This window comes from Pseudomonas sp. RIT409 (genome assembly GCF_003052515.2).
Classification (GTDB): domain Bacteria; phylum Pseudomonadota; class Gammaproteobacteria; order Pseudomonadales; family Pseudomonadaceae; genus Aquipseudomonas.
On the sequence record NZ_QARE02000011.1, the window covers coordinates 131,317 to 148,174 of the forward strand.

General features: G+C 60.1%; 17 protein-coding genes. 10 read left to right on the forward strand and 7 right to left on the reverse strand.

The window, feature by feature from the left end:
* Nucleotides 1-48: 48 nt before the first annotated feature.
* Entirely contained in the window at nucleotides 49-777 is a 729-nt protein-coding gene (gene pgeF / locus DBP26_RS15565) for a peptidoglycan editing factor PgeF (protein ID WP_108237978.1), read from the reverse strand.
* 8 nt (nucleotides 778-785) lie between these two features.
* Nucleotides 786-1,748: a 23S rRNA pseudouridine(1911/1915/1917) synthase RluD gene (gene rluD, locus DBP26_RS15570; RefSeq protein WP_108237883.1), complete on the reverse strand. Its 963-nt coding sequence runs from the start codon at nucleotides 1,746-1,748 to the stop codon at nucleotides 786-788.
* 151 nt (nucleotides 1,749-1,899) lie between these two features.
* Between rluD and DBP26_RS15575 the strand changes: the two genes are divergently transcribed.
* The 4 genes from DBP26_RS15575 (at nucleotide 1,900) to DBP26_RS15590 (ending at nucleotide 6,222) form a co-directional block, all read left to right on the forward strand.
* Nucleotides 1,900-2,916 (forward strand): outer membrane protein assembly factor BamD, encoded by a 1,017-nt coding sequence (locus tag DBP26_RS15575; RefSeq protein ID WP_108237882.1) that lies wholly within the window; start codon nucleotides 1,900-1,902, stop codon nucleotides 2,914-2,916.
* Between the two features lie 141 nt (nucleotides 2,917-3,057).
* Nucleotides 3,058-3,297 carry a PP0621 family protein gene (locus DBP26_RS15580; RefSeq protein ID WP_108237881.1) on the forward strand — a complete coding sequence of 80 codons (240 nt, stop codon included), beginning with the start codon at nucleotides 3,058-3,060 and terminating at the stop codon, nucleotides 3,295-3,297.
* The gene (locus tag DBP26_RS15585) at nucleotides 3,287-4,879 is read left to right on the forward strand and encodes an ATP-binding protein (RefSeq protein ID WP_108237880.1); all 1,593 of its coding nucleotides are present in this window, start codon (nucleotides 3,287-3,289) and stop codon (nucleotides 4,877-4,879) included. Before DBP26_RS15580 ends, DBP26_RS15585 begins: the two co-directional genes overlap by 11 nt.
* A 2-nt stretch (nucleotides 4,880-4,881) precedes the next feature.
* Entirely contained in the window at nucleotides 4,882-6,222 is a 1,341-nt protein-coding gene (locus DBP26_RS15590; protein WP_108237879.1) for a sigma-54 dependent transcriptional regulator, read from the forward strand.
* Nucleotides 6,223-6,265: 43 nt separating this feature from the next.
* On the opposite strand, the gene thiO is transcribed toward DBP26_RS15590, so the two are convergent.
* Nucleotides 6,266-7,369 carry a glycine oxidase ThiO gene (gene thiO, locus DBP26_RS15595; RefSeq protein WP_108237977.1) on the reverse strand — a complete coding sequence of 368 codons (1,104 nt, stop codon included), beginning with the start codon at nucleotides 7,367-7,369 and terminating at the stop codon, nucleotides 6,266-6,268.
* A 190-nt stretch (nucleotides 7,370-7,559) separates the two neighbouring features.
* Here thiO and DBP26_RS15600 point away from each other — a divergent pair, with 190 nt between their 5' ends.
* Genes DBP26_RS15600 through DBP26_RS15625 form a run of 6 tightly spaced genes read left to right on the forward strand, consistent with a single transcriptional unit; the run spans nucleotide 7,560 to nucleotide 14,771 of the window.
* The gene (locus DBP26_RS15600) at nucleotides 7,560-8,093 is read left to right on the forward strand and encodes a GspH/FimT family pseudopilin (RefSeq protein ID WP_158541426.1); all 534 of its coding nucleotides are present in this window, start codon (nucleotides 7,560-7,562) and stop codon (nucleotides 8,091-8,093) included.
* Nucleotides 8,093-8,644 carry a type IV pilus modification protein PilV gene (pilV, locus tag DBP26_RS15605; protein ID WP_108237877.1) on the forward strand — a complete coding sequence of 184 codons (552 nt, stop codon included), beginning with the start codon at nucleotides 8,093-8,095 and terminating at the stop codon, nucleotides 8,642-8,644. Before DBP26_RS15600 ends, pilV (DBP26_RS15605) begins: the two co-directional genes overlap by 1 nt.
* Nucleotides 8,641-9,438, forward strand: coding sequence for a PilW family protein (locus DBP26_RS15610; RefSeq protein WP_108237876.1), 798 nt, complete (start codon nucleotides 8,641-8,643; stop codon nucleotides 9,436-9,438). Before pilV (DBP26_RS15605) ends, DBP26_RS15610 begins: the two co-directional genes overlap by 4 nt.
* Nucleotides 9,435-10,004, forward strand: a complete 570-nt coding sequence (locus tag DBP26_RS27465) for a PilX N-terminal domain-containing pilus assembly protein (RefSeq protein WP_108237875.1) — start codon at nucleotides 9,435-9,437, stop codon at nucleotides 10,002-10,004. The genes DBP26_RS15610 and DBP26_RS27465 overlap by 4 nt, the downstream gene beginning before the upstream one ends.
* Nucleotides 10,005-10,026: 22 nt before the next feature.
* Nucleotides 10,027-14,352 (forward strand): PilC/PilY family type IV pilus protein, encoded by a 4,326-nt coding sequence (locus DBP26_RS15620; RefSeq protein WP_108237874.1) that lies wholly within the window; start codon nucleotides 10,027-10,029, stop codon nucleotides 14,350-14,352.
* An 11-nt stretch (nucleotides 14,353-14,363) separates the two neighbouring features.
* Nucleotides 14,364-14,771 (forward strand): type IV pilin protein, encoded by a 408-nt coding sequence (locus DBP26_RS15625; protein WP_108237873.1) that lies wholly within the window; start codon nucleotides 14,364-14,366, stop codon nucleotides 14,769-14,771.
* A gap of 3 nt (nucleotides 14,772-14,774) precedes the next feature.
* Here the strand turns inward: DBP26_RS15625 and DBP26_RS15630 are convergent, their stop codons facing one another.
* Genes DBP26_RS15630 through pilV (DBP26_RS15645) form a run of 4 tightly spaced genes read right to left on the reverse strand, consistent with a single transcriptional unit; the run spans nucleotide 14,775 to nucleotide 16,845 of the window.
* Nucleotides 14,775-15,191 carry a type IV pilin protein gene (locus DBP26_RS15630; RefSeq protein WP_256601356.1) on the reverse strand — a complete coding sequence of 139 codons (417 nt, stop codon included), beginning with the start codon at nucleotides 15,189-15,191 and terminating at the stop codon, nucleotides 14,775-14,777.
* A gap of 10 nt (nucleotides 15,192-15,201) precedes the next feature.
* Entirely contained in the window at nucleotides 15,202-15,687 is a 486-nt protein-coding gene (locus tag DBP26_RS15635) for a PilX N-terminal domain-containing pilus assembly protein (RefSeq protein ID WP_256601353.1), read from the reverse strand.
* A 13-nt stretch (nucleotides 15,688-15,700) separates the two neighbouring features.
* Entirely contained in the window at nucleotides 15,701-16,402 is a 702-nt protein-coding gene (locus tag DBP26_RS15640; protein ID WP_108237871.1) for a pilus assembly protein PilW, read from the reverse strand.
* On the reverse strand, nucleotides 16,399-16,845 hold the full coding sequence (pilV, locus tag DBP26_RS15645; protein WP_108237870.1) for a type IV pilus modification protein PilV: 447 nt from the start codon (nucleotides 16,843-16,845) through the stop codon (nucleotides 16,399-16,401). The genes DBP26_RS15640 and pilV (DBP26_RS15645) overlap by 4 nt, the downstream gene beginning before the upstream one ends.
* Nucleotides 16,846-16,858 lie beyond the last annotated feature (13 nt).

Below are 16,858 nucleotides of genomic sequence, written 5' to 3' on the forward strand. Positions count from 1 at the left end.
AACGCTATCGCGGGCAAGCGCGCTCCTACAACCAGCAAATCGGATGCGTCAAACAGGCTCGATCCAGACCAACGAGGCAAACCGCCCGGTGCGTGCTCCACGGCGATAGGAGAAGAAACGCTCATCGTTGTAGGTCGACCAGCCGCCGCCGTACACCTCGGTGACGCCATGGGCAGCCAAGCGCAAGCGCGCCAAGCGGTAGATGTCGGCCATGAACTTGCCGTCATTGGCGCTGGGCACAAAGGCATTGGCAGTTTCAGGGTGCGTGTGGAGGAACGCGTCGCGCACCTCAGGCCCCACTTCGAACGCTTGCGGCCCGATGGCCGGCCCCAGCCAGACAAGCAGTTCTGAGGGTGCATCGGCAAAACTGTCGGCTGCCGCTTCAAGCACGCCTGCCGCCAGGCCCCGCCAACCCGCATGGGCCGCAGCCACCTGGGTACCTTGACGGTTGCAGAACAACGCAGGGAGGCAGTCGGCGGTCATGATGGTGCAGGCGACGCCCGGCGTCTTGCTCCAACTGGCATCGGCCTGCATGACCTGCGCGGGCGAGGCCTCGACGACCTCGACACCGTGCACCTGCTTGAGCCAAGCAGGCCGAACGTTCAAGGCGGTCGTCAGCTTCGAACGGTTTTGCGCAACCGCCCGCGGGTCGTCATCGACATGGTCGCCGAGATTGAAACTTTCGAACGGGGCAGCGCTGACGCCCCCCGCCCGGGTGGTGACGCACGCCTTGACGCCGACCGGTGCTGGCCAGTCGGGGATCAGCCAATCCGCCACCCGCTCGCTCATCCGACGAAGGCCTCGCGATCCTGCTTGAGCAGCGACAGCAGCCACACAAAATCATCGGGCAACGGCGATTCCCAGCTCATGCGTTGGCCAGTGGTCGGATGGTCCAGCTCAAGGAAGCGCGCATGCAAGGCCTGACGCGGGAAGTGTTTCAGCGATTCAACCATGGTCGGATTCGCCGCCGGCGGAATGCGGAAGCGCCCACCGTAGGCCGGGTCGCCCACCAGCGGAAAATTGATGTGCGCCATGTGCACGCGAATCTGGTGGGTACGGCCGGTTTCCAGCTTGACCCGCACATGGGTATGGGAGCGGAAGCGCTCGAGCACACGGTAATGACTGACGGCAGGCTTGCCACCTTCCATCACCGCCATGCGCTGACGCTGCTGGCCATGACGACCGATGGGAGCGTTGATCTTGCCGCCTGCCGTCACCACGCCGATCACGATGCATTCATAGATGCGGCTGACCGTGCGTTTCTGCAGCTGGGCAACGAGCTGAGTCTGCGCCTGAATGGTTTTGGCCACCACCATCAACCCGGTGGTGTCCTTGTCCAGCCGATGGACGATGCCGGCACGCGGCACGTTCACGATATCGGGCACATGGTGCAGCAGGGCATTGAGCAGCGTGCCATCCGCATGCCCTGCGGCGGGGTGCACCACCAGCCCCGCCGGCTTGTTGATCACCAGGATCTGGTCGTCTTCATAGACGATATCCAGCTCGATATCCTGGGCGACCCATTCACCTTGCGCCTCCTGTTCCGCCTTGAGGACCAGTTCGGCCCCACCGTGCACGATGTCACGCGGACGCAGCACGCCGCCGTCCACCGTCAGGCGGCCGTCCTTGATCCAGGCGGAGAGGCGCGAGCGGGAGTGCTCGGCGAAGAGTTGGGCGGCGACCTGGTCGAGGCGTTGACCGCCCAATTCGGACGGCACCTCTGCGCGAAGTTCAATGATCTCAGACATGCTCAAACTAGGAGGTGGCACGGGCCTTTGGTTTCGGCTGTGCGCTTGTGGTTAAATACGGCGTCTTTTGTCCCGGGGGTTCCACGGGGCGCCCATCATAACAGGACGGTCCTGCGCAAGACAGCAGGCCGTTATAGGGACGCAAGCCGCCATGCAAGTGAAACACCTGCTGCTGATAGCCATCCTCGGACTTACCGCTGCCTGTTCTTCGAAGAAAGAAGTCATCGACGAAAACCTCAGTGAAGTCGAGCTGTACCAGCAGGCGCAGGCCGATCTGGACAACAACAGCTACAACAGCGCAACCGAAAAACTGAAGGCGCTGGAGTCCCGCTACCCGTTCGGTCGCTACGCCGATCAGGCGCAGCTGGAGCTGATCTATGCCAACTACAAGAATGGCGAGCCTGAAGCGGCCAAGTCCGCCGCCGAGCGCTTCATTCGTCTGCACCCTCAGCACCCTAACGTCGACTATGCCTACTACCTCAAAGGCCTGACGTCGTTCGATCAGGACGTAGGCATCATCGCGCGCTTCCTGCCGCTGGATCAGACCAAGCGCGACCCGGGCGCCGCTCGTGACTCCTACAACGAATTCGCACAACTGACCAGCCGCTTCCCGAACAGCCGCTATGCGCCGGATGCCAAGCAGCGGATGATCTACCTGCGCAACCTGCTCGCTGCCTATGAAATTCACGTGGCTGACTATTACCTGACCCGTCAGGCCTATGTCGCTGCCGTCAACCGTGGCCGCTACGTGGTGGAAAACTTCCAGGAAACTCCATCGGTCGGCGACGGACTGGCCGTGATGGTCGAAGGCTATCAGCGTCTGCACCTGGACGATCTCGCGGACACCAGCCTTGAAGTGCTCAAAGCCAACTACCCGGATCACCCGCAACTGGCCGACGGCAAGTTCACTGCCCGCACACCTGACCCGGACAACCGCTCGTGGCTGTCGAAAGCGACACTGGGCCTGATCGAAAGCCGCCCACCGTTGCCGCCAGGAGAAACCCGCGCCAACCAGGACGTGATCAAGCAGTACCAGGATGCCAAGGAAGCCATCCCTGCTGATCTGCTGCCGGAAAACCAGAAAGAAGAAGAGAAGAACACCGACGACGACGGCACGCCGAAAAGCCGTTCGATTTTCAGTTACATGACCTTTGGTTTGTTCGACTGATTTCAAATATCGCGGTGTAAACGAAGAGAGGTCCTACGGGGCCTCTTTTTCATTTCATACGGTTTATAACCGTTCTCACGACTGTGCGCCCGACGGCCCGTTGGCTACACTGCGGCATCTTCACTCACTAAGCTGACATCCATGATTCGCTTGATTATGTGGATCGCCCTCATCGTGGCGGTGGTCTGGTTCTTCAAACGCGTAACCAAACGCCCTGCCCCATCCGCCAAGGCCGCCGCGCCTGACACCGACGCAGCTCCCATGGTCCGCTGTGCCCACTGTGGCGTGCATGTGCCCCGAGATCGCGCCTTGAGCGCGGGACAGCAGTGGTACTGCACTGAAGCGCATCGTCTCCAGGGCCCGGCTGCACGTGACCGCTGAGACCCTCTCGCTGGCGACGCCTCAGGCCCAGCGCATTCTGCGGTTGTATCACCTGTACCGTCTCAGCATCGGGATCCTGCTGGTGCTGTTGATTTCCACCAGCCTGGACGCCGAACTGCTGGAACTGGCCGACATTGAACTGTTCAGGACCGGGTGCTGGCTGTATTTGGTATTAAATATTCTGGTGGTCGTGCTGCTCGAGCGCCCTCGCCGACAGGGCCAGTTGTTCACACTGGCCCTGTCCGACGCAGTGATGCTGTGTGCATTGTTTTACGCGGGCGGGGGTGCACCCAGCGGGTTGGGCAACCTCATCGTGGCGTCCGTAGCGATCAGCAATGTACTGCTGCGTCGCAAGACGGGCTTGCTGATCGCCGCCATCTCGGCCATTGGCATCATCTACCTGACGTTCTACATCAGTTACAACAAACCCGTTGCAGTCAACCACTTCGTCCAGGCCGGTTTGCTCGGCGCGCTGTGCTTCGCGGCAGCGCTGCTGGTGCAGACCCTTGCCCGGCGGTTGCAAGCCAGTGAGGACATCGCGGAACAGCGCGCAGCCGATGTCGACAACCTTGAAGAACTCAACGCGTTGATCCTAGAGCGCATGCGCACCGGGATTCTGGTACTGGATGCCCACCATCGCGTGCTGCTGGCGAATCACAGCGCGCTGACCCTGCTAGGTCATGAGCGCCTGCTCGGTGAGGTTATCGATCCCTACTCACCGCAACTGATCGAGCGCCTGCGGCAGTGGCAAATCAACTCTTCGATGGCGCCGCGCAGCATTACCACATCAGCCATAGGCCCCGTATTACGCCCAGGCTTCATCGCACTGACCCGGGGCAATCAGCGTCATACCCTCGTGTTCCTCGACGATCTGTCGCAGATATCGCAGCAGGCCCAGCAACTCAAACTGGCCGCTCTGGGGAGGTTGACCGCCGGCATCGCGCATGAGATCCGCAACCCCCTGGGCGCCATCAGTCATGCCGCCCAGTTGTTGCACGAATCCGAGGAACTGACCGGCGCAGACCGGCGTCTGAGTCAGATCATTCAAGATCAATCACGACGGATGAATCTGGTGATCGAGAACGTCTTGCAGTTGTCCCGCCGACGTCAGACCGAACCCCATCTGCTCGACCTGCGCCAGTGGCTCGAACAGTTCGTCCGCGACCTGCGCAGCAATCTTCCCGTCGACCAGTCCGTGCATTTGGAAATGGGCTTTGGCACATTGACCACGCGCATGGATGCCGAACAACTGCAGCAAGTGCTGACCAATCTGGTTCAGAACGGACTACGCTACAGCGGTCAATTGCACGAGCGGGCTCAAGTCTGGCTTCGGCTGTTCCATGACGCTCAGAGTGATTTGCCCAGCCTCGAAGTGCTGGATGACGGCCCGGGCGTACCTGCCGAGCACCTGACCAAAATCTTCGAGCCCTTTTTCACCACTGAAAGCAAAGGAACGGGACTGGGCTTGTACCTCTCGCGTGAGCTGTGCGAAAGCAATCAGGCGAACCTGGACCATTCTCCGCGTGAAGGTGGTGGCTGTTGCATGCGGATCACTTTCGCCCATCCGTTCAAGTTGAGTTGAAGATGAGCCAACGGCAAAAAATCCTGATCGTCGACGACGAGCCCGATATTCGCGAGTTGCTGGAAATCACGCTAGGGCGCATGCGGCTGGACACGCGCAGCGCCCGCAATGTGAAGGAAGCCGAAGAGTGGCTGGCGCGCGAGCCTTTTGACCTGTGCCTTACAGACATGCGCCTGCCCGACGGCAATGGCCTTGAGCTGGTGCAGCATATTCAGAAGCGCCACACCCAGGTGCCCGTTGCGATGATCACTGCCCACGGCAACTTGGACACGGCCATCCATGCGCTGAAGGCCGGTGCCTTCGACTTTCTGACCAAACCTGTGGACTTGGGCCGCCTGCGCGAATTGGTCGGCAGCGCCCTGCGTCTGCACCAGTCGTCCTTCAATGACAACAGCATCGACCACCGCCTGCTTGGAAAGTCGCCCCCCATGCAGGCGCTGCGCAAGCAGATCGGCAAGCTCGCCCGCAGCCAAGCCCCCATCTACATCAGCGGTGAGTCTGGGAGCGGTAAGGAACTGGTCGCTCGGCTCATTCACGAGCAAGGGCCACGCGCCGACAAGCCGTTTATTCCGGTGAACTGTGGCGCCATTCCAAATGAATTGATGGAAAGCGAATTCTTCGGCCACCGCAAAGGCAGCTTCACCGGAGCCCATGAGGACAAGCCTGGCCTGTTTCATGCGGCGAATGGGGGCACGTTGTTTCTGGACGAGGTGGCGGATCTGCCTTTGGCGATGCAAGTGAAACTGCTTCGGGCGATACAGGAAAAATCCGTGCGCGCTGTCGGTGGCCAGCAGGAACAGGTGGTGGACGTTCGCGTGCTCTGCGCGACCCACAAAGACCTGAGTGTGGAAGTCGCCGCCGAACGCTTCCGGCAGGACCTCTACTACCGCCTCAATGTGATCGAACTGCGCGTCCCGCCTTTACGCGAGCGCGGCGAAGACATCGAGGAAATCGCCAACAGCGTCCTTCGTCGTCTGGCAGAAGGCAGCGGCCAGCCCCCAGCCCGTCTCACCTCTCCAGCGCTGGCAGCCCTGAAGGGCTACCGCTTCCCCGGCAACGTTCGGGAACTGGAGAACATGCTCGAGCGGGCGTATACCCTGTGCGAAAACGACCAGATCCATGGGGACGATCTGCGCCTGGTCGACCCCGTTGCGGCCAACGAGTCGGGCGGCCCGCGTCTCGCGGACATCAACAACCTGGAGGACTATCTCGAGAACATCGAGCGCAAACTGATCCTTCAGGCCCTCGAAGAAACCCGGTGGAACCGAACCGCAGCGGCGCAGCGGTTGAACCTGACCTTCAGGTCGATGCGGTATCGATTGAAAAAGTTGGGCTTGGAATAGCGGGCAGGTGACGCCCTTTCAGCCCTTGAAGCAGCCCACCCATCTACTTCGTCAATCGTCCCTGCGGGGCGTATGGCGCTGGATCGATGATCGGCGAATCCCCCACAAGCAAATCCGTCAGCAACTGACACGACGCCGGCGCCAGCACCAGGCCATTGCGGAAATGCCCGCAGTTCAGCCACAGCCCATCGTGCCCCGGCACTGGGCCGATGTAGGGAATGCCCTCCGGGGAGCCAGGGCGCAGCCCCGCCCAGTGCGCCACGACTTCGGCGTCCGCCAATGCCGGGATCAGTTCGATCGCCGACGCTTTCAGGCTCTCCAGCGCGCTGTCGGTTGGCGTCTTGTCGTAGCCTTGGTACTCGAGCGTGCTGCCGATCAGGATATGGCCGTCGCGCCGTGGGATGGCGTAACGGCCCTTGGCGAGAATCATGCTCGGTAAGAAATCCGACGAGCATTTGTAAAGGATCATCTGCCCTTTTACTGGCTCCACGGGTAATTCCATTTCGAGCTTCCCAAGCAGATCACCGCTCCACGCACCGGCGGCCAGCACGAGGCTGTCCCCGAGCAGCTCACCCGCCGAGGTCCGTACCCCGATAATGGCGTTTCCCCTGCGCACAAAATCGTTGACCTCACAGTGTTCGTGCAGCGTCACGTTGGGCATCGCCAGCAAGGCCGCCTTGAGTGATTTGACCAAACGCGGATTGCGCACGTTAGCGACGTCAGCCATGTGAATCGCGCGCTTGTATCCCGCCCCCATGACCGGGACTGCGTCGTACACAGCGGAGATGTCCACCGAAGACAGCGGCCGTTGGAAGCGCGTTGCCCACTCGAGCGCTTGGCGTTCGTCGTCGAGGTCCAGCCAGTACAGTCCGGTTTTGTGAACCTCGGGGTCGATGCCGGTTTCGGCGAACAAGCGCTCGGCCAGCTGTGGATAAAAATCCTGAGACCAATGCGCCAGCGCTGTCACTGCCGGGCTGTAGCGCCATGGGTATAACGGCGAGACAATCCCTCCCCCTGCCCATGACGACTCTTGCCCAACGCCCGACCGGTCGATCAGAACGACCTTCTGCACCTTCGGCGCGAGATTGAAGGCCGTCAATAGACCAATGACGCCACCACCGATGATCACCACCTGTTGCCTGGACATGCAAAACCCGATCATTTGATGAAAAACCACACGCCGGAGGTGCGCGAATGGCGTCGCAAACACCCGACTCAGGAAGCTGAAAACCACGCCGATGCCGCTGATCCGGCGAATATCTCCGGACATCCACTACAGCGCGACTTTGAACCTGAGTAGTATCACCATATTTCCAACGAAAAATGGAATTTCCTTGATGGATTTCAGCTCTGGCCTTACGCGTCCGGTTTCGCGTCGCAGCTGGCAAAGTCCTATGAGGGGCAACAGCCACGGATTCACCCTGATCGAATTGATCGTGGTGGTCGTGATCGTGGGCATTTTTGCGGCGATGGCGGTACCGAACTTTACCGGCTTGATCCACCGGATGAACGTTCGGGCAGCGGCTGATGAATTTTATGACCTGATGCAGTATGCGCGAGCGGAAGCGGTGACGCGGGGGACGACCGTGAACATCAGCGCGGCGTCCGGTACCACCAATATCATCGTGCGGCTCGGCTCGACCTCCACGGGCACAATCCTCAGGCAGGTCGGGGCTGCCGGGCTGCAGAGCGGTATCGCCATCAACTCGAGCGTGACCAGTGTCATTTTCTCGCCCACCGGAACCGCATCAACCTCGACCTGCTTTCAGGTCAATTACCCGACCGACGCTGCCACCGCGCCCCAGTATGTCGCGCTGCTGACCAGTGGTCGCATTACCTCTCCTTCCACCAGCAAACCGAGTGGATGTTGATGAACCTTGCCTCATTTCGTAACAGCGCAGGCTTCAGCATGATCGAAGTCCTGGTCAGCCTGATCGTCATCGCTGTCGGTGTGCTGGGGATGGTGGCCTTACAAAGCAAGGCGATTCCCTACACGCAGGACTCGGTGCAACGCAACGCTGCGATCATGCTGGTTGATGATCTGGTGGAGATCATCCGTGCCGCCCCCGCAGACTGCACCACTGCAAACGGCTGCCTGACGCCACCCGGCACGAACTTCCCTGCCGTACCTTCCAGTTGCGTCCCTACCCCTGCCGCACTCGCCGACCAGATTGGCTGCTGGACGGCGAGGGCTCGGGCGGTCCTCCCGGGTGTGACCAATGCCCTGCTTGCGAGCGCATTCTATATCTGTAAAAGCGCCAGCCCTGGGGTAACGACGTCGTGCACGACATCCAGCACCACCAATGCCGAGCTCGAAATACAAGTCGCCTGGACGGTAAAAAGCGCCGCCGATTGCATGACGGGAAGCACTTCGACCCTCGAAGGCACCTGCACCTACCGGCTGAGGACGCGCATCAGATGATCAAAAACCTGCACGGTCGCCAGCAAGGTTTATCCCTGATCGAGCTCATGGTCGCCATGCTGATCGGGCTGTTCCTCATTCTCGGGGTGACTCAAATCTTCATCAATAACCAGCGAAGCTACCTTTTCCAGCAGGGGCAGATCGGCAACCAGGAAAACGGCCGCTTCGCATTGGCGTTACTCAGCCAGGAGCTGCTGAAAGCGGGCTACAGGAGCGATCCGAAAAGCCCTCTTACAGCCGACAATTCGCTGACCAGTTGCAATTTGAACGCAGGCGCCGGTGTTGCAGCCGTTTCGGCTTCGTCTCTGTGTATCCAGTATCAAGCGACCAACAGAGCAGACGTCAATTGCCAGGGGGCAGCGTTGTCAGACGCGAACAGGAACGCCATCGTGACCCCCTACGGTCAGACCAACCCCAAGGTCGTTGAGCGGATAGAGTTCGACGCCACCACGGGCTCCATTACCTGCACCACCAGCGCTGGGAGCCAACAACTGGTCACCGGTGTCAAGGATCTACGCTTTGAGTACGGCTCGGGTCCTGGCAATGGCAGCAAAACCGTGACCGCCTGGAGTGCGACACCGAGCGCCAGCAGCACCATAGCCGCTGTCCGTTACAACGTGCTGATGCAAAACCCGGGAACGTCCGCGATCAGGGATAACACCTCGCTTGCATCAGCGGCGTTGACGGATTGGAACAGTCGTTTCGGCACCACGTATGGCACCTCCAACGACGACAAGACCAGCATTTACCAGTACGTGCAGGGAACGATCATGATTCGGAACCAGATGCAATGACGCGCTCCAGCCAACTCCGTCTCGGCTGCGTCGCTCGCCGGCAAGCGGGTGCGACATTGATCGTGGCCATTGTGATGCTGCTGATCATCACGCTGTTGGCACTGTCGAGTATGCGGGGGGTATCGCTCGAGTCGCGCATCACGGGCAATCTCAAACAGCAGAAAACCTTGCTCAATGCTGCGGAAGCCGCCTTGCGAATGGGCGAGCAGAGCATCAATCAGGGCCAATGCACGTCGCCCACCTTCGCCCCTTGTGTCCCGATCAGCAGCGTGACGGCGAATGCGAACGCGGACACGCCCCAACTGTTCAATACCACCGCCTTCGCCGCCTACCTCAACACCGTTCAAGCCAACGCCTACGAAGTACGGGTGCAGTGGTATGTCGTGGACCTGAAACTGCTCGGCGGGCAGACGCAAAACATGTGTGCGCTGCTGGCAAGGGATTGCGGACGGCACTACTACGAAATCACCGCCTGCGCCTCCGCATCCAGCACGGTCACGTGCAGTGCCGATGCCAATATCCCGCGCGTGATCCTGCGCACGGTGTTTGCCATTTCCGACTCATGAGTGCCTCCGACAGCGATCGACCATGAAGAAGCCCAACACGCTCAGCCGTTTCATCGTTGCTCTGGTTTGCCTACTGCCATTGGCTGTCGCCCATGCTGCGGTAAGCCAGGTGCCGGCGCAGTTGCCTCTGTTTGTGAACAACTCGGTCCCACCGCTGAACATGCTGGTGGTCGGTCGCGATCACAAGCTTTTCTTCCCGGCGTACAACGATGCTTCGGACCTGGACGGCGACGGTTCGATCGACCTCCGCTACAAGCCTTCTATTACCTATCTGGGGTATTTCGATTCCAATACCTGCTACAGCTATGGCAGCGGCTTTTTCTCGGCCACCGCCACGGCGACCAACAAGAAGTGCAGCGGCCGCTGGAGCGGCGATTACCTCAATTACCTCACCACATCGCGAGCTGACGCCTTGCGAAAAGTGCTTTACGGTGGCTATCGCAGCACCGACACCACAGACTCGACGATTCTGGAGCGGGCGTACATTCCAACCGACGCGCACACGTGGGGCAAGGAGTACACCAGCTTTGATATCGATGGCTACAACCTCTCCGACTACACACCGTATGCCAACCCAACCACCGGGCGCAGGACACTTTTCGCCAATAACACCCAATCGACGCTGAACGGGCCTCTTCTGCGGGTCTTGCCGAATATCGCCAACGTGAGGATTTTCGGCTGGGTGTCGCGAGAGTCCGTGCAAGGGGGGTCGACCGCGACCACCACCTCATTCAGCAACGTCGTCGTCAACCCCGACGACTACGTCGTTCGCGTTCAGGCCTGCAAGACCGGATTCCTGGAAAGCAACTGCAAGCTGTATCCCAACGGGAAGTACAAGCCCACGGGCATCCTTCACGATTTCGGTGAGGGTAATCAGATGTACTTCGGGCTGATGACAGGCACTTACCAGAACAACTTGCAGGGGGGCGTCATTCGCAAGGCCATCAGCAGTTTTGCCAACGAGATCAATGCGTCCACGGGAGTGTTCATCACCCGCGACTCGGCAGGCAACCGGACGGGTATCATCGGCAACCTGGACGGCCTGACGATCACCAACACAGGCTGCAGCAGCCAAGGCAACTCCATCACCAATGGTTCCTGTCAGTCGTGGGGCAATCCTCTGGCGGAAATGATGTTCGAGACGTTGCGATACTTCTCGGGCGAGACATCGCCTACGTCCAGTTACGCAGCCGGGCTGGGCGACACCGCGTTGGGACTGACCAGCCTGGCAACCTGGACCAACCCTTATTCGGCCACACCCGATGCGAATGCCAACGCCCCGACCTACCCCAGCTGTTCAAAGCCGTTCCAGACGCTTTTCAGCGACGTAAACCCCAGCTACGACTCCGACTTGCCGGGGAGCGCCTACAACACGGCCGCTGCACCCTCGGTTCCGACCGCGCTGAGCAACTTCAACGCGCAGACTCAGGGTCAGGTCATCTGGAACAACGATGTCGGCGCAGGCAGTCGTAACATCAATATCGGCCAGACGCCATCGGCCAGCGATACAGCTCCGACAGCGAAAGTCGCGTCCAGCCTGGGCAATATTCGCGGTCTGCCGGAAGAGGCGACCAAACAAGGGACGTTCAATGCAGGCAGCGTTGCTTATTTCGGCAATACTCGCCCAATCACCTCGCTAGGCAGCCAGAAAGTCCAGACGTTCTCCATCGCACTGTCGTCGACGTTGCCAAGAATCCAGATGCCTGTCGGCAACGGCACCATCACGTTGCTGCCCTTCGGCAAGGTAACCAACAACGACACCAACGAGCAGCTCACCGGTTTCTACATCGACTCGATGTACAACATGCCGGGGCAGCCGACTGACAGTACGGTCAACGGAGGGCGGCCACAGGCGATATTCCGGGTCGTGTACGACGACAGTGGCCAGGGTGGCGACTACGACATGGACGCCATCGTGCTGTACACCGTGTCAGTGATCGGCTCCGGTTCCACGGCCACACTCAGCGTCACATCAGAGACCGTTTATTCCGTAGCCGGATATGAGTCCCACATGGGCTACACGATCTCAGGCACCACGGCGGACGGCATCTATCTGGAAGTGACGGGCGGCGGCAACGGCAATACCCGCTACTCCTTCGACACCCCCGGTTCGCAACTCCCGGGTTCATGCTCAGGTGTGACGTGCCCCCTACTGCCCGGCATGCGCTCGGGCAGCATCGTGGTCAACGGCGGCGCCTCTCACACCCGGACGTTCAGCCCCTCGTCCACGCGCTCCGTGACCAACCTGAACGATCCGCTGTGGTATGCCGCGAAATGGGGCGGCTTTGGCGACGCGAACAACATCAGCACCAGCTTGCCCGTGGATGGCCAGTGGGATTCCAATGACAGCGGTACTCCGAACAACTATTTCCTGGTGAGTAACGCTTCGACCCTGAAAGATCAGTTATCCGCGGCGTTCAACCAGATCCTGCAGACCAACAGCTCCGTCGCCACACCGACCGTGCTGCCGGCGTTGGGTACTACCAGCAGCAGCTCGACCTACCTGAACAGCTTGAACGTCGCCACCTGGAGTGGTGATCTGATCAAGACCACGACCACTTACACCTCGACCAACCCAACAGGCACGACCGTGCAGAACTGGTCCGCCTCGGCCCAGATGCCTACCTGGAGCACGCGTAATATCCAGATCGCGACCCAAGCGGGCAATGCCCTCCAGCCCTTCACTTACAGCAACCTGGGCAATCGCACGTATTCGGGGGTCGCGCTTCAAACAACGCTGACTTCCGATCAAGTCGATTTCATCAAAGGTGACACCAGTAAAGCGACCTCCACATTTCGTCGGCGGGCTTCACTGATCGGCGACCTGGTGAACTCCTCTCCCTCGGTCGCCGAGGGAGCTCTCTACGACCCGACCACCGCCGATACGCTCAACGGCACGCCGGGGACTTATGCCGCTTATCAAAGCACCCAGAGCGGACGTCGCGGGCAAATTTATGTCGGCGCCAACGACGGCATGCTGCATGGGTTCGACAGCACAACGGGGGTCGAAAAATTTGCGTTCATTCCTTCCGCTGTAATTTCCAACCTCAGCGTACTGACCAACAAGGACTACAACAGTAACTCTTCGCTGCACCGCTATTACGTGGACAGTACACCCGTCATCGCGGACGTTTACTTCTCTGGCGCCTGGCACACGATTCTCGTCGGCACGCTGGGAGCGGGCGGCCGGGAAGTCTTCGCGCTGGACATCACCAACCCCGACAGCATCACGCTGCTGTGGGAGTTCACCTCGCAAAACGACGTTGATCTGGGCTCAAGCTTTTCGATTCCAGTCATCTCCAAATTGCATTCGGGTGAATGGGGCGTCATTTTCGGAAATGGCTACAACGGCAACAATGGCAACGCCTCATTATTCGTCCTCAATGCCGCGACTGGCGCTCAGATCGCCAAGCTGACGACTTCCGTCGTGGGCAACAACGGCCTCTCGTCGCCGGTGGTATTGGACGCCAACGCAGACGGCATTGCGGATTACGTTTATGCGGGCGACCTGCTAGGAAATCTCTGGCGATTCGATTTGATCAACCCTGGCTCGTTGACCTCAACCACTTCGGCCAGTAACTACAAGGTCGCATTCGGTAACAAGCCACTGTATACGGCCACGGTAAGTGATACGGCAGGGTCGGCGGTTCAATCCATCACGGCGGCTCCCATCGTCCTGACCCATCCCACAGCAACGGGCACCCTCGTCATCTTTGGTACCGGGCGTTACTTCACATCGGCGGACAAGACGACTACGGATCTGCAGACGTTGTACGGAATCTGGGACAAACAAACGGCGGCTCAGACGGCGGGATCGACGCCGGTGCTCGCCAGGTCGAGCCTGCAGCAGCAAACCATCACCAGTCAGGTCAACAATGCATCGTTCGGCACCTCAAGCAGCGACATCCGTCTGGTCAGCACCAACACCGTGGACTGGAACACCAAATCGGGCTGGTACCTCAATCTGGCGGCTGGGACGTCGCTGCTGGGCGAACGCCTGGTCGATCCGATGACGCTGAGCGGAAGCGTCCTGTTCGCGTCGACCCGCATTCCCAGCACGGATGTCTGCAGCCCCGGCGTGACCGGCTGGCGATATGGGCTGGACCCCTACACAGGAGGCAGGACTACTTTCACCGTCTTCAACTTGCGGCGCAACGGCACCATTTCAACCGCTGACAATTACAACGACAACATCGTAAGCGCCCTGAGCATCAACGGCGTAGGCACCACGTTAAGTTCCACCGCCGGCCTGAAAACGGCAACGTCCTCCACAGGCGACTCTATCGTCGTCAACACTGGTACAGGTTTCGTCGGCCGTCAGACCTGGCGCTCCATTCCTTATCCATGAGGCTCTGCTCCATGCGTTACGCAAATGACCCGCAACGTGGCTTTACCCTGATCGAACTGATGGTCACCGTGGCCATCGTCGCCATCCTTGCCGCTGTGGCGTACCCGCAATATACAAAGTATGTGCAGCGCGGCTACCGGTCAGAGGGCATCGCCCAACTGAATGATGCAGTCGCCAGGATGGAGCGGTACTACGCGCAAACCAACAGCTATGACGTGGGGGCGGATTTGAGCAAATTGGGCCTCACGGCCGGCTCAGCCACAGGGAAGTACTCGCTAACCGTCAGCAGCGGGGCAACCACCTACACGTTCTCAAGCGCCCCTCAGGGCAGCCAACAAAGCGATACATGCGGCACGCTGACGATCAATCAGGCCGGTAACCGCACACCCGACCCGAGCACTACAACCTGCTGGAAGTAGCCCCTAACGCCCCCAACACCGCTCCACACTGGCATCACCCGCCATCCCCTGGTTGTCACGCCTGCCAGTATGATCGAGCACAAACCCACCGCATCGGTCGCCGCTCACCGATGTGCCAGCCCGGGGCAGCGCGGTCAGTGAAAACGCGCGCTGCGAACGCTCAGCCTCGATCACATAGAACGCGTTCCCCTCAGACACCTCATGCTGGCGAACAGGAGGGCCTTGGCTGTCCGAGTACTGCCCTGCTTTTGAATAAAAGCGCTCCAATCGATGGGCCTCGTCGATCAACAGCGCGGCAATCTCGGCGCGACGGACTTTGCGCACATGCTCGCTGTACGCCGGATAGGCGATGCTCGCGAGGATTGCGGCAACGGCGATGGCTATCAGCAACTCGATCAACGTGAAACCACGTCCTTTCATGTGCAGCCCCTCACAAACGCTGGCGCCACATGATGCGTTGCGCTTCGGTGTGGAGGCTTTCGAGCACCGTTCGGCTCGTCCCCTGAAGGCCAATGGCAGTGACGCGATAAAGTTTCTGCGGCCGTTCCAGAGCCTGACCGCCAACGACATCTTCGATCTCGCCCAGGTATTGAATGCCTAGCAAGCCGTTGGGGCGGGCAGCCCATACCACCCCGGAAGCGCCGCGCGCTGCTTCGGTCAATGTCATGGCTTCCGGTGGCGGTAGACACGCGACAGGGCTTGGACATCGGGCTTGTGAAAAGCCAGGGGATCGAATGAGCGCCTCACCCAAGCGCAACGTCGACTCGGCGGCTTGGAACGAGGCATCCCGCGCTGCCTGGCTCCCTGCCATCTTTTCCTGGAGTGTGGCGTTCTGCATCGAGGACGTGGCGAGCAAGGTCAACAGCAATAAAAAAACCAGTCCGGCGATCAATACGGCTCCTCGCTGCGTTGCCACTGCCCCGCCCTCCTCAATTCAATCGGTTGCGAATGGCCGCAACGGCGTGAAAGGTCTGTTCCCGCGCGTGATCCAACGGGTCGAACAACACCAGGCTCATGCGCACACTTCGAACCCGTGCGGGATCGGGTTGCGAGGTGTAACGCGCGACCCTGGGGACATCGGCCCCAACCGCTTCACCGAACAACACGGTGAAGTTCCGAACATGACTCAACAACGGCTGACCATCGAGCGTGAGTTCGTTGCGCTGCGCATTGAAGCGGTAGACATGCTGTTGAATGGGCATCGCAATTTGACCAGGCAACAGTGACGGCGCGCGTCCTCGTGACCAGGCCACCGCCGAAGAGGTGCAATCGGTGTGGATGACCCAGTCGTGCCACGTTCGGGCGGGGTCGACTGAGGCTGTGATCAGTGTCAACGATCGCTGTGCGGCGTCCCACTTCAACGGTGCGTTGAACGCCGTGGAGAAGCGCCCGGCCTGGCTCTCGTCGCGAATGCTCCGCAGGCAGCCGAACATGCCCACCAGGCGTATGTCCTCCGCCATTTTGCTCAGCACAAAGCGGGCATCTTCCTGCAGGGCCGCCGAAGCGGCCTGGCTGAGGTACGTGCGTTTCGAACCGATGAACAGTTGCGTCAACGCCAGTGTGATCACGAGCCCAAGCACCAATGCCAGCAGCGCTTCGATCAACCCGAACCCGACCATCCGGCGCATCATGGCCAATGCTCCGGCCCAATGTGGCTGCTCACCGTCAGCCGTTGCCGAGGCTGACTTTCGAGGGCGTGGGCGCGGCTGTCGTCCCACTCCAACGTAATCGTGGCCTGACTGCCCGTTAGCTGAACGGACGCCTCTACATCCTCGCCCACGGCTCGTTTCAACTGGTCCGCAAAATCGAAAAGGTCCTGATTGCGGGGCTGGTCCAGCTGCCCTATTGCAGGGGCCTGGTCCAAGGACGAGAGGGCGTAACGGGGATCTGGATTGGCGCGCATGCGCTCAAGCAAATCGTGGGCGATAAAACTCACCTGCGTGCCGCGCAACGCGCTGTCGGTCTGCTTCAATGCATTGGCCTGCAGAAGCGACACCCCCAAAACACCCACCGCCAACACCAGCACCGCCACCAACACTTCGATCAAGGTGACGCCAGACTGCCTTGCCATCATCCGCAATTACCTT